The following is an 11490-nucleotide window of genomic DNA, read 5'->3' as shown; positions in this document are numbered from 1 at the left end:
TCCGAGTCGGCTGAGCGCCGGTCCGAGTCGGCGGAGTCGTCCGAGTCCCGGTCTGAGCGCCGGTTCGAGCGGTCCGAGTCGTCTGAATCATCCGAGTCGTCCGAGGAGGACGACGAGCGGTCGCCGCCCCACGTGATCTTGCGGGAGGGCGGGGTGAACTTGAGCTTGGGCTGGCCCTTCAGCGCGTCCTTGAGGGTCTGGGCGAAGGTGTATTTGGAGATCGTGGAGCGGCTCGTGCCGACGTAGTCGTTCGGATCGTCCGGGTCGGCCACGAAGGTCGCACCGGCCAGTTGCGGGGTGAAGCCGCAGAACCACGCCGTCTTGTTGCTGTCCGTGGTGCCGCTCTTGCCGGCGACCGGGCGCTTCATCGTCGCGTACACCATCGGGGAGGTTCCCGACCCGTTGCAGGAGCCTTTCGCCGAGCCGTACCCGGTGGGGCAGCGGGCGGCGTCCGTCGCCGCCCGGGCGACGTCCGCGCTCACCACCCGGTGGCAGCGCGGCGCCGCCACCAGCTTGCCCTGGAACTTGGTGTCGGTGCCGTCCCGGTTGCGGATCGTCCGGACCGGCAGCGGCTGGCAGTAGTTGCCCTCGGCGGCCAGGGTGGCGAAGACGTTCGCCATCTCGACCGGGGTCACGTCGCTGACGCCGAGCGTGAAGGCGCCCCACCCGGCGGCGTGTTCCGGCGTGGCCAGCATCCGGTCCACGTCGGTGCGCCACCGCAGGCCGAGCCGCTCGGCCATCTCGACCGCCTTGTCCGCGCCGACCTTCTCCTCCAGCTGCACGAAGTACGTGTTCACCGACTTTCCGAAGCCGCTCCACATGGTCTGCCGGCCGGTCATCGTCTTGCTGGAGTTCTTCGGGCAGTAGTAGTGCCCGCAGGTCGCCGGGCCGGGCGCGGTGATGTACTTCGTGACGTACCGCTCGGGGGCGTAGTAGTCGGTGCTCAGCGGCATCCCGGCGTCGAGGGCGGCCAGCATCGTGAAGATCTTGAAGGTGGATCCGGCCTGGTAACCGGCCATCCGGCCACCGCCGAGCAGCGGATTCACGGTGTTCGGGTAGTTCGTGTTCCGCTTCCGGTTCGGGGCCAGCGAGTAGGTCCGGTTAACCGCCATGCTGACGATCCGGCCGCTGTTCGGCTCGATGATCACCTGGCCGTGCGCGTACCGGCTGTTCCGTTTCTCCTTGTCCAGCACGTGCTCCATGGCCGACGCCTGGATGTCCGGGTCGATCGAGGTGATCACCCGGTAGCCGCCGCGGCGCAGGTTCTCCTCGCGTTCCTCGGGATTGGTGCCGAACGCGGGCTGCTCCTTCCACCACGCCTTGAAGTAGTCGCAGAAGAAGCCCCAGTTGTTGTGCCGGGGGATGATCGACAGACAGTCGTTCGGCGGCGAGCTCAGCTTGAGGTTGATCCGCGCGGCCTTGGCGTCGCTCGCCTGCGCCGCGCTGATCGTGTGCATCTTGCGCATCTGGTCGATCACGTAGTTGCGCCGGTCGATGGCCGACTTCTGGTCCCCGACCGCCGGGTCGTATGCGGACGGCGCCTTCACCAGGCCGGCGAGCAGGGCCGCCTCGTTGAGGTCGAGGTACTTCGGCGCCTTCGAGAAGAACACCTGCGAGGCCGCGAAGATCCCGTACGCCCGGTGCCCGAAGTACGCCGAGTTCAGGTACCGCTCCAGGATCTCCTGCTTGGAGATCCGGTTCTCGAGCTCGACCGCGAGCCGCATCTCGCGCAGCTTGCGGGTGGTGGTCTGCTCGGTGGCCTCGAGGGCCTCCTTGGGCGTTTGCGCGCCGTCCCGCAGAGCCATCCGCACGTACTGCATGGTCAGCGTGGAGGCGCCCTGCGCGACGCCGCCGGCCTGCCGGTTGGCGACGAAAGCGCGGGCCACGCCCTTGGCGTCGACGCCGTGGTGCTCGTAGAAGCGGCTGTCCTCGGACGCGACGATCGCCTGGGTGACGTACGGCGACATGTCCGCTAGCTTGGTCGGCCGCCGGTGTTCCTCGTAGAACATGGTGAGGAGCGTCTTGCCGTCCTTGGCGTACACATAGGTGGTCTGGGCCGTCGGAACCTCGATGAGCTCGTCGGGCATGCCCTTGAGGGCCTCGGTGCCGGCCTTGACACCGATTCCGGCGAGGGCGGCGAGGGGGTAGGCGAGACCGGCGATCACGAGACCCGCGATCAGGCCGGCCCGGACCAGGGGAGCAATCTTTCCGGCAGCCACCCTCCGAAGGTATGACAAAAGCGTTCATGTACTCACGAAACGGCCGAAGTGAGACCGGGAATACCGTGCGGCATCCTGGGAGCCATGACCTACGAGCTCGGGCACCACGGCGATCGCGAGGTGGGCGGCGGGCTGATCGACCTGGCCGTGAACGTGCGGCACGAACCCATGCCGGCCTGGCTGTCCCGCCCGATCGCGGACGCGTTGACCGAGCTGCGGGCGTACCCGGACGATGCGGAAGCGACGGCGGCCGTGGCCGCCCGGCACCACCGCGACCCGTCGGAGGTCCTGCTGACCGCCGGGGCCGCCCAGGCCTTCGTCCTGCTGGCCCAGGCCTTGCGGGGCGCGCGGCGTCCGGTCGTCGTCCATCCGCAGTTCACCGAGCCGGAGGCGGCGCTCCGCAACGCCGGCCACGAGGTCGACCGGGTTCTGCTGCGCGAGGAGGACGGCTTCCGGCTGGACGCGGGTCTGGTCCCGGACGACGCCGACCTGGTTTTTCTGGGGAACCCGACAAACCCGACATCGGTGCTTCATCCCGCCGCGGAGATCGCGAAAATCGCTCGTCCCGGCCGCGTGCTGGTGGTCGACGAGGCGTTCGCCGACATCACCTTCCGTGACGGCGCCGCGGGCGAGCCGGAGAGCCTCGCCGACCGCCGGGACCTGCCCGGCCTGGTCGTGCTGCGCAGCCTCACCAAGACCTGGGGCCTCGCCGGCCTGCGGATCGGTTATCTTCTGGGCCCGGCCGAGCTGCTGCCGCGGCTGACCGCAGCGCAGCCGCTCTGGGCCGTCTCCACCCCCGCGCTGGCCGCGGCGACCGCCTGCGCGTCACCCATCGCGATCGCCGCGGAGCGCGAGATCGCGGCGCGCGTCGCGGCCGAGCGAAATCATCTGCTGCGCCGCCTCGCGCACGTGCCGAACCTCACGGTCGCCGGTTCCCCGGCGGCGTCGTTCGTTTCCGTACGCCTGCCGGGTGCCGACAAAATACGACTTGAGCTGCGAGAACGCGGCTACGCGGTACGCCGTGGCGACACTTTTCCGGGGCTGGGCCCCGACTGGTTGCGGATCGCGGTGCGCGAGACTGCGATCACCGATGCTTTCGTGGCGACCCTGACCGATGTGATCGAGGAGCGACCGTGACCCACGTGACTCTGGAGGCGACCGTGGCGGCCGTCCGGCCCGCCGACCAGCCGGCCATGGCCGCCGCCCGTGAGCTGCAGGGCCGGCTGACCAAGCCGGCCGGCTCGCTCGGCGCCCTGGAGGAGCTGTCGGTGCGCCTGGCCGGCGTCGCCGGCACCTGCCCGCCGCCGCTGCCCATTCCGGCCGCCGTCGCGGTCTTCGCCGGCGACCACGGCGTGCACGCCCAGGCCGTCTCTCCCTGGCCGCAGGAGGTCACCGCGCAGATGGTGGCCAACTTCCTGGCCGGCGGCGCCGTGGTGAACGCGTTCGCCCGCCAGGCCGGCGCGGCGGTGACAGTGGTCGACGTGGGCGTCGCGACGCCGCTGCTGCAGGGCCCGGCCGACGACGACGCCTCGGCCGCGCCGATGGGCGGCGGTGAGGCCTCGGCCGCGCTGGTGGGCGGCGGGGACGCCCGGCCCGCGCTGGTCGAGGCGAACGTCCGGCGTGGCACCCGGGACATGACCGTCGAGCCGGCTCTGACCGCCGACGAAGCGCGCGCGGCCGTCGAGACCGGCATCCGAGTCGCCGAGGGGCTGATCGCCGCGGGCGCGGCCTGCCTGGTCGCCGGAGACATGGGCATCGCCAACACGACCCCGGCGGCGGCCCTGATCGCCGTGTTCACCGGATGCACGGCCGAGGAGGCCACCGGGCGCGGCACCGGCATCGACGACGCCATGCACGCCCACAAGATCACGGTGGTGCGGGCGGCTCTCGACCGGCACGCCCCCGACCCGGCCGACCCGCTCGGCGTGCTGGCCACGGTCGGCGGCCTCGAGCATGCGGCCATCGCCGGTTTCATCCTGGCCGCGGCCGCACACCGGATCCCGGTGATCATCGACGGCGTCATCGCGGCCTCGGGTGCGCTGGCCGCCGCCGCGTTCGCGCCGGACGCGGTCGCCGCCATGGTGGCCGGCCACCTTTCGGTCGAGCCGGGCGCCGCCGTCGCGCTGGCCCACCTCGGCCTCGAGCCGCTGCTCGACCTGGGCATGCGGCTGGGCGAGGGGAGCGGTGCCGTGCTCGCGCTGCCGGTGGTCGAGGCCGCGGTGCGGGTGCTGCACGAGGTCGCCACGTTCGACTCGGCGGGAGTGTCGGAGAAATGAGTCTCTACCCGTTGGCGCTGCGGCTGACCGATCGGCGGGTTCTCGTCGTCGGCGGCGGCGCGGTGGCCACCCGGCGGGTGCCGGCGCTGCTCGCGGCGGGAGCCCGGGTGGAGATCGTGGCGCCCGAGCTGACCCCGTTCCTGCGCGGGCACGCGGACGCCGGGCGGGTCGTGTGGCATGAGCGGCGGTTCGAGCCGGCCGACGTCGAGGGCGCCTGGCTGGTGCACGTGGCGATCGACGACCCCACGGCGGCGGCCGAGGTCAGCGCGGCCGCGGAGGAGAATCGGATCTTTTGCGTACGGGCGGACGACCGCGACGCGGCTACCGCCTGGACCCCGGCCGTCACCCGGCACGGGCAGGTCACCGTGGCCGTCACCGACGGGGGCGATCGGCGGCGCGCGATGGCCGTACGGGATCTGGTTGCTCTTGCTCTGGAGAGTGACCCTCCGGCGGCGCCGGAGCACAAGGGGGTTGCCCTGGTCGGGGCCGGTCCCGGCGACCCGGAGTTGATCACCGTGAAGGGCCGCCGGCTGCTCGCCGCGGCCGACGTGGTGGTGGCCGACCGGCTGATTCCCGGCCTGCTGCTGGGCGAGCTGCGCCCGGACGTCGAGCTCGTCGACGCCGCGAAGATCCCCTACGGTCCGGCCGCGGCCCAGGAGGAGATCAACCGCATCCTGGTCGAGCGCGCGCTCGAGGGAAAGTTCGTGGTGCGGCTGAAGGGCGGCGACCCGTACGTCTTCGGCCGTGGTGGCGAGGAAGCCATCGCCTGCGCCGCCGCCGGTGTCCCGGTGCTGGTGGTGCCGGGGGTGACCAGCTCGATCGCGGCGCCGGCACTGGCCGGCATCCCGGTGACCCACCGCGGCATCGCGCACGAGTTCACGGTGGTCTCCGGGCACGTGCCGCCGGACAGCCCGCAGTCGCTGGTCGACTGGCCGGCGCTGGGCCGGCTGCGCGGCACCGTCGTGGTGATGATGGGGCTGAAGAACCTGCCGAAGATCGCGGCCCGGCTGATCGCCGAGGGCCGCCCGGCCGACACCCTGGTGGCCGTGGTGCAGGAGGGCTCGACGCCCGATCAGCGCTCGCTGCGCAGCACCCTGGGCGCGGTGGCCGATGATGCTGCGGCGGCGGGTCTGCGCCCGCCGGCCACGGTGGTCATCGGTGCGGTGGTCTCAGCTCTCGACTGAGGCTTTCTCCCCGGGGGCTTTCTCCTCCGGCGCGGCGGCCTTCTCCTCGAGGGCCGCCGCCTGGACGTCCAGATCGGCCGCGGCGGCCAGCTCGTCGAGGAAGGTGCGCGCCCACTCGGCCACGTCGTGCTGCCGCAGGTGCCGCTGCATGACCCGCATCCGCCGCTTGAGCTCGGCCGGCTCGGCGGCGACCGCCCGCAGCAGGGCGTCCTTGACGCCGTCGGGGTCGTGCGGGTTGCACAGGAACGCCTGCCGCAGTTCGGCGGCGGCCCCGGCGAACTCGCTCAGCACGAGGGCACCGCCGGTGTCACCGCGGCACGCGACGTACTCCTTCGCGACCAGGTTCATGCCGTCGCGCAGCGGGGTCACCATCATGACGTCGGCCGCCACGTACATCGCGGCCAGTTCCTGCCGCGAGTAGGACTGGTGGAGGTAGTGGACGGCGGGCACGCCGACCCGGGCGAACTCGCCGTTGATCCGGCCGACCTCGCGCTCCACCTTGACGCGCAGCGTCTGGTAGTGCTCGACCCGCTCCCGGCTGGGCGTGGCCACCTGCACCATGACGGCGTCGCCGACCTTGAGCTTGCCGTCGGCGAGCAGCTCGCGGAACGCCTTGAGGCGCAGCTCGATGCCCTTGGTGTAGTCGAGCCGGTCGACGCCGAGGATCACCGTTTCCGGGTCGCCCAGCTCGGCGCGGATCTGCTTGGCCCGGGCCTGCACCGTCGGGTCGGCCGCCATCCGCTCCATCTCGCGGGTGTCGATGCTGATCGGGAACGCGCCGGCCTTCACCTTGCGGCCGTCGACCTGGATCGACTGCCCCTCGTAGCGCAGACCGAGCAGGTGCCGGGCGAGCCGCACGAAGTTCTGCGCCGCGAGCCGCTGCTGGAAGCCGACCAGATCGGCACCGAGCAGGCCGCGCAGCACCTCGGCCCGGAACGGCATCTGCATGAACAGCTCGATCGGCGGGAACGGGATGTGCAGGAAGAACCCGATCTTCAGGTCGGGGCGCAGCTCCCGGAGCATGGCCGGCACCAGCTGAAGCTGGTAGTCCTGCACCCAGACGGTGGCGCCGTCCTCGGCGACCTCGGCCGCGGCCTCGGCGAACCGCTGGTTGACCAGGCGGTAGGCCTCACGCCAGCGGCGCTTGTACACCGGGGTCTCGACGGCGTCGTGGTAGAGCGGCCAGATCGTCGCGTTCGACTGGCCCTCGTAGTAGCGCTCCAGCTCCTCGGCGCTGAGCGGCACCGGGTGGATGTTGATGCCCTCCAGCTCGAACGGCTCGGGCGCTTCGCCGGTGCCACCCGCCCAGCCGATCCAGGTGCCGCCGTGCTCGGTCAGCACCGGATGCAGCGCGGTGACCAGCCCGCCGGGGCTGGTGCGCCATTGCTTCTCGCCGTCGGGGCCGGTGACCTCATCGACGGGCAGACGGTTGGCGACAACGACGAAGGAACTTCGTTCGGCCACGCTGAGTGCACCTCCGGGTCGTTTCTGTTCCCGACCCCGAGCCTACTGTGCGTAGCACCTCGGGGCGCGGCCAGTCTCATCCAGCTCTGCGGCCGCTGAGATGGACCGCGGTAGCTGCCTGGTGCCATCCTGGGCCGGTGACACCGTCCGACGATCTTTCCCCGCCGCGCCGGCCGATCTTCTTCCCTGTGGTCATTGCCACCGTCTTTCTCACCATCATCGGCATGACCATCGGGTTCCTGCTCGGCGAGCGGCACAATGACCGCGTGCGGGCGTCGGTGCAGACCGGCAGTGAAACCCCAAATACGGACATTTCGTCCGAGCCCTCCGGCCCGCTCTGCCCGGAGGAGACGATCCAGACGGCGCGCGGTCTCGGCTTCCCCGACGACCTGCGGCAGATCTTCAAGATCGTCACGGATAACCGCACCATCGTCTGGATCTGTCAGGACGGCGCCGGTTCGCTGTATTACCAGTCGCAGACCAAGAGCGACCAGGGGCCACTGGTGCAGAACAAGAACGGGCTGTTCCTGTCCCAGGTCAACCGCGAGGGCGACGACGAATACCTGGCCACCGCCGACAACGGGACCCAGTTCGTGGTCAACCGGCAACAGCTCGAGGTCCATTTCGCCGACGGCCGCAAGACCCAGGTGAGCGACGTGGACCGGGTCGAGTGAGGGAATCCGTACGCGTCTGACGGGGTTGTCTGAGGTGGCCGTAAGGCGACCTGGAAAGATTGCCCTCGGTATTCGGCACTCGCCGGTCGCAGAAATCATGATCACGGAGGTAGGGCGCACCGTGGCCCAGTTCATTTACGTCCTGGAAAAGGCGCGCAAGGCGCACGGCGACAAGGTCGTGCTCGACAACGTGACGCTGAACTTCCTGCCCGGCGCCAAGATCGGCGTGGTCGGCCCCAACGGCGCGGGTAAATCCACGCTGCTCAAGGTCATGGCCGGCCTGGAGACCCTGAGTAACGGCGAGGCCCGGCTGATGCCCGGCTACACCGTCGGCATGCTCGCCCAGGAGCCGCCGCTCAACGAGACCAAGACCGTCCTCGGCAACATCGAGGAGGCGGTCGCGGAGACCAAGGCCAAGCTCGACCGGTTCAACAAGATCGCCGAAGAGATGGCGACCGACTACACCGACGAGCTGATGGACGAGATGGGCAAGCTCCAGGAGCAGCTCGACAACGTCAACGCCTGGGACCTCGACTCGCAGCTCGAACTGGCGATGGACGCCCTGCGCTGCCCGCCGCCGGACGCCGACGTCACCCAGCTCTCCGGTGGTGAGCGCCGCCGGGTCGCGCTGTGCAAGCTGCTGCTCGAAGCGCCCGACCTGCTGCTGCTGGACGAGCCCACCAACCACCTCGACGCCGAGAGCGTGAGCTGGCTGGAGCAGCACCTCGCGAAGTACGCCGGCACCGTCATCGCCATCACCCACGACCGGTACTTCCTGGACAACGTGGCCAACTGGATCCTCGAGCTGGACCGCGGCCGGACGTTCCCGTACGAGGGCAACTACTCGACCTACCTGGACAAGAAGGCGCAGCGTCTGGCGGTCGAGGGCCGCAAGGACGCGAAGATGAAGAAGCGCCTCACCGACGAACTCGAGTGGGTGCGGTCCAACGCGAAGGCGCGGCAGACCAAGAGCAAGGCCCGCCTCGACCGGTACGAGGAGATGGCCACCGAGGCGGAGAAGACCCGCAAGCTGGACTTCGAGGAGATCCAGATCCCGCCGGGCCCGCGCCTGGGCAGCACGGTCATCGAGTCGAAGGACCTCACCAAGGGCTTCGACGGGCGCACCCTGATCGACCACCTGTCGTTCTCGCTGCCGCGTAACGGCATCGTCGGCATCATCGGCCCGAACGGCGTCGGCAAGACCACGCTGTTCAAGACGATCGTCGGGCTCGAGCAGCCGGACGAGGGCAGCGTGCGGGTCGGCGAGACGGTGAAGTTGTCGTACGTCGACCAGAACCGCTCCGGCCTCGACGGCACCAAGACGGTGTGGGAGGTCGTCTCCGACGGTCTCGATCACCTGATGGTCGGCAAGGTCGAGATGCCCTCCCGGGCCTACGTCGCGGCCTTCGGCTTCAAGGGCCCCGACCAGCAGAAGCCGGTCAAGGTGCTCTCCGGTGGCGAGCGCAACCGGCTCAACCTCGCGATGACGCTGAAGATCGGCGGCAACGTGATCCTGCTCGACGAGCCGACCAACGACCTCGACGTCGAGACGCTGTCCAGCCTGGAGAACGCCCTGCTCGAATTCCCCGGCTGCGCCGTGGTCATCTCCCACGACCGGATGTTCCTCGACCGGGTCGCCACCCACATGCTGGCCTGGGAGGGCACCGACGAGGACCCGGACAAGTGGTTCTGGTTCGAGGGCAACTTCGACGCGTACGAGAAGAACAAGATCGACCGGCTCGGTGCCGACGCGGCCCGCCCGCATCGGGTCACCTACCGCAAGCTGACCCGTGACTAGATTCGTCACCGACGTGCCCGTGCGCTGGTCCGACATGGACGCGTACGGGCACGTCAACAACGCGCGCTTCCTCACCCTGTACGAGGAGGCGCGCGTCGAGATGTTCTTCGTGGGAGCCCGCAAGCACGGCCTGGGCTCCTTCGAGGAGGGCATCGTCATCGCCCGGCACGAGATCGACTATCTGCGCCCGGTGGACTACGGCGATCCGGTGCGCATCGAGATGTGGATCTCCGAGACCCGGGCCGCCTCGTTCACCGTCGCCTACGAACTGTTCGACGACGGTGTGCTGGCCAGCCGGGCGAAATCGGTCTGCGTGCCGTACAACCTGGCCAACGGCCACCCTCGCCGGCTCAGCGAAGCCGAGCTCGCGTTCCTCGAGCCCTACCGCGAGTCATGAGCGAGCACGGCCTCGTCGGGGTTCCCGACGCAGGCGCCTTCCTGGCCCGGTTGACGAGGCTCGACCCGGGCGCGCCGGTGCGGTTGCGCGGTTCGACCGGCCGCACCGCGTTGTGGGCCCGCCTGCCCTGGGACGTCCTGGTCACCCGCGAGGTGGCCGGCCGAGGCCCGGACGATGCCACGGTGTCCGCGTCGGAGCTGTTGTCGGTGCTGGCCAAGGGCGGCGACCAGCTGCCCGAGCGGCGGGATGCACAGTGGCGCTGGCCGCTGCCGCCGCCGGCCGGCGAGACGGTGGAGTCGGTGTCGGCGGCCGAGCTGACCCGCCTGGCCGCCGCGGCGGCCGGCACCCTGCGGGAGGTCTCGACGGGCGGTCTGGCCGGGCGCGCGGTCGGCCAGCGGGCCGTACGCGACGCGTTGCTCGACCACGTGGCCCTGGTGGTCACTTCGCCCGGCGGACGGCCGGTGGAGGTCTCCCAGCGACTCGTTCAGGCGATATCCCGAATGGGTTTCCTGGGCCCGGAGGGCGCCGACGTGCCGGATACTCGAGTGCGGGTGGCCGGGCGCTGGGTGGGTCTTTCCGCACCATATGGAGTTGCCTGGCTACAGGCGGTCAGCAAATTGACTGTTATGCCCATAGGGAGTCACCCGAAAGGGTGATGCAGGATCGTACGTCCGGTCGCGCCCTCCCGTTGGGGGGATGACCTCCGCGACCTGTACGGGTACCGTCGGCCCTCGGATCCACTTCGCTACGTCCGGCGATGGGGCTCTGCTGGGGAGTGAGGTGCGCAACGATGCCGTGGTGGTCATGGCGTCCGGGTTCGGCGGCGGGCAACGCCCCGGATTCTGGTAGTGATACAGCGGTGCGGAGCACCGTTCGCGTCGGGGTCCCGGCTCAGCGCGAGCCGAGTCGAGTGGCTGTTCCGGCCGACCCGGCCAAGTCCGAGGAGTCCGAGCAGATCGCTCCGGTGACGCTGGCGCGCATCGGCAAGGCGCTCGACATGCTCGACATCCGGTTCCTCGCCGACGGCGGCGGAAGCCTGCTGGCGATGTGGGAGCGGCACGCCGTGCTGTTCACCCTGGAGGGACCGGACGACGAGATCCTCGTGATGCGGGCCCGGCCGCACGCAACGGTTCCGCCCGACTGGGCCGACCGGGCCTACCGCGTGGTCAACGAGTGGAACCACACCCGGCGCTTCTGCAAGGCCTACGTGGGCGACCCGACCGAGCGAGGCCAGCTCCCGATCTACGCCGAGCTACAGGTCCCGCTGGCAGCCGGCGCCCACGACGCCCTGGTAGTAGAAATGCTCGACTGCGGAGCCGCAGTAGCCACATCTTTCGTGGACTGGCTACACGACGAGGGCGCCCTGCTCTAAGAGCAACGAAGCGAAGAGCAACCACCGACCAACGTTCATGTTTCTCAAAGGGCTGCCATTCGCACGGGACTCCCGCGTTTTGCCCCGCTGATGAGTTGACGGCCGT

General features: G+C 70.1%; 10 protein-coding genes. 8 read left to right on the top strand and 2 right to left on the bottom strand.

Going from position 1 to position 11490, the window contains the following annotated elements; all coding sequences use genetic code 11:
- Positions 1 to 2237 (bottom strand): transglycosylase domain-containing protein (locus Ato02nite_RS43155; protein ID WP_213012515.1); only part of this gene is annotated, 2237 nt, incomplete at its 3' end.
- Between the two features lie 66 nt (positions 2238 to 2303).
- Here Ato02nite_RS43155 and cobC point away from each other — a divergent pair.
- The 3 genes from cobC to cobA are packed head-to-tail and all read left to right on the top strand — an operon-like array spanning position 2304 to position 5679.
- Positions 2304 to 3356: an Rv2231c family histidinol phosphate aminotransferase CobC gene (gene cobC, locus Ato02nite_RS43150; RefSeq protein ID WP_213012514.1), complete on the top strand. Its 1053-nt coding sequence runs from the start codon at positions 2304 to 2306 to the stop codon at positions 3354 to 3356.
- A gap of 5 nt (positions 3357 to 3361) precedes the next feature.
- Complete coding sequence (gene cobT, locus Ato02nite_RS43145; RefSeq protein WP_213012518.1) at positions 3362 to 4495, top strand: nicotinate-nucleotide--dimethylbenzimidazole phosphoribosyltransferase; 1134 nt, start codon at positions 3362 to 3364, stop codon at positions 4493 to 4495.
- The gene (gene cobA / locus Ato02nite_RS43140; RefSeq protein ID WP_213012513.1) at positions 4492 to 5679 is read left to right on the top strand and encodes a uroporphyrinogen-III C-methyltransferase; all 1188 of its coding nucleotides are present in this window, start codon (positions 4492 to 4494) and stop codon (positions 5677 to 5679) included. The genes cobT and cobA overlap by 4 nt, the downstream gene beginning before the upstream one ends.
- On the opposite strand, the gene Ato02nite_RS43135 is transcribed toward cobA, so the two are convergent.
- Positions 5665 to 7143 carry an alpha,alpha-trehalose-phosphate synthase (UDP-forming) gene (locus Ato02nite_RS43135; RefSeq protein WP_246608069.1) on the bottom strand — a complete coding sequence of 493 codons (1479 nt, stop codon included), beginning with the start codon at positions 7141 to 7143 and terminating at the stop codon, positions 5665 to 5667. The genes cobA and Ato02nite_RS43135 overlap by 15 nt on opposite strands.
- A 137-nt stretch (positions 7144 to 7280) precedes the next feature.
- Between Ato02nite_RS43135 and Ato02nite_RS43130 the strand changes: the two genes are divergently transcribed.
- The 5 genes from Ato02nite_RS43130 to Ato02nite_RS43110 all read left to right on the top strand — a co-directional run bounded on the left by Ato02nite_RS43130 (position 7281) and on the right by Ato02nite_RS43110 (position 11384).
- Positions 7281 to 7817 carry a hypothetical protein gene (locus Ato02nite_RS43130; protein WP_213012512.1) on the top strand — a complete coding sequence of 179 codons (537 nt, stop codon included), beginning with the start codon at positions 7281 to 7283 and terminating at the stop codon, positions 7815 to 7817.
- A gap of 121 nt (positions 7818 to 7938) precedes the next feature.
- Positions 7939 to 9615, top strand: coding sequence for an energy-dependent translational throttle protein EttA (gene ettA, locus Ato02nite_RS43125; RefSeq protein WP_213012517.1), 1677 nt, complete (start codon positions 7939 to 7941; stop codon positions 9613 to 9615).
- Complete coding sequence (locus tag Ato02nite_RS43120) at positions 9608 to 10012, top strand: acyl-CoA thioesterase (RefSeq protein ID WP_281419898.1); 405 nt, start codon at positions 9608 to 9610, stop codon at positions 10010 to 10012. The genes ettA and Ato02nite_RS43120 overlap by 8 nt, the downstream gene beginning before the upstream one ends.
- Complete coding sequence (locus Ato02nite_RS43115) at positions 10009 to 10668, top strand: DUF8185 domain-containing protein (RefSeq protein ID WP_213012511.1); 660 nt, start codon at positions 10009 to 10011, stop codon at positions 10666 to 10668. The genes Ato02nite_RS43120 and Ato02nite_RS43115 overlap by 4 nt, the downstream gene beginning before the upstream one ends.
- Positions 10669 to 10802: 134 nt before the next feature.
- On the top strand, positions 10803 to 11384 hold the full coding sequence (locus Ato02nite_RS43110) for a type III secretion system chaperone family protein (RefSeq protein ID WP_213012510.1): 582 nt from the start codon (positions 10803 to 10805) through the stop codon (positions 11382 to 11384).
- Positions 11385 to 11490: the final 106 nt, after the last annotated feature.

The organism is Paractinoplanes toevensis (assembly GCF_018332695.1).
Lineage (GTDB): Bacteria > Actinomycetota > Actinomycetes > Mycobacteriales > Micromonosporaceae > Actinoplanes > Actinoplanes toevensis.
The sequence above is the reverse complement of the archived record's forward strand: the minus strand, read 5'-3'. Positions and strand labels throughout refer to the sequence as shown.

Excerpts from the sequence above, each read along its gene's own strand:
- Ato02nite_RS43110 (WP_213012510.1), top strand. The coding sequence starts at position 10,803 with ATGCCGTGGTGGTCATGGCGTCCGGGTTCGGCGGCGGGCAACGCCCCG.
- cobA (WP_213012513.1), top strand. The coding sequence starts at position 4,492 with ATGAGTCTCTACCCGTTGGCGCTGCGGCTGACCGATCGGCGGGTTCTC.
- cobC (WP_213012514.1), top strand. The coding sequence starts at position 2,304 with ATGACCTACGAGCTCGGGCACCACGGCGATCGCGAGGTGGGCGGCGGG.
- Ato02nite_RS43115 (WP_213012511.1), top strand. The coding sequence starts at position 10,009 with ATGAGCGAGCACGGCCTCGTCGGGGTTCCCGACGCAGGCGCCTTCCTG.